Source organism: Streptomyces griseus subsp. griseus (genome assembly GCF_000720255.1).
In the GTDB taxonomy this organism is placed as follows: Bacteria; Actinomycetota; Actinomycetes; order Streptomycetales; family Streptomycetaceae; genus Streptomyces; species Streptomyces griseus_I.
The window spans coordinates 1-427 of the sequence record NZ_JOJE01000169.1 but is presented as its reverse complement, the minus strand read 5'-3'; the positions used below and the strand labels follow the sequence as shown (position 1 = coordinate 427).

Sequence of the window (427 nt, the reverse complement as noted above, 5' to 3'; positions counted from 1 at the left end):
GTCCGTCAGCTCCTTCGCGACCTTGGTGTAGTCGTCCCAGGTCCACGTCTTGTCGTCGGGGAGGGCCACGCCGTACTTCTTGAACAGGTCGGTGTTCACAACGACGGACATGACGCCGACACCGACGGGAAGCGCGTACTGCGTACCGTTGACCTGCCCCGTGGCGAGGGCCTTGGCGTCGAACTGCGAGGTGTCGACGAACTTCTTGGCCTTGCCGAGGTCGTACAGCGCACCGCGGTCCGCGTAGGACGCGAGGTAGAGCTCGTCCATCTGGACGACGTCGGGCGAGTCCTTGGCCGCGGTCGTCGTGGCGAGCGCGTCCCAGTATCCGTTCCAGTCCTTGTACTGCCCCTTGATCTTGATGTTGGGGTACTTCTTCTCGAACGCAGCGATGGCCTCATCGGTGAGCTTGGCGCGGGCGTCCGCT

1 protein-coding gene is annotated in these 427 nt (G+C 63.9%); it reads right to left on the bottom strand.

Annotation, left to right across the window (positions count from 1 at the left end; all coding sequences use genetic code 11):
• Nucleotides 1-427, bottom strand: a 427-nt coding sequence (locus tag IG99_RS43635) for an ABC transporter substrate-binding protein (protein WP_037684608.1), incomplete at both ends; no start/stop codon positions are given.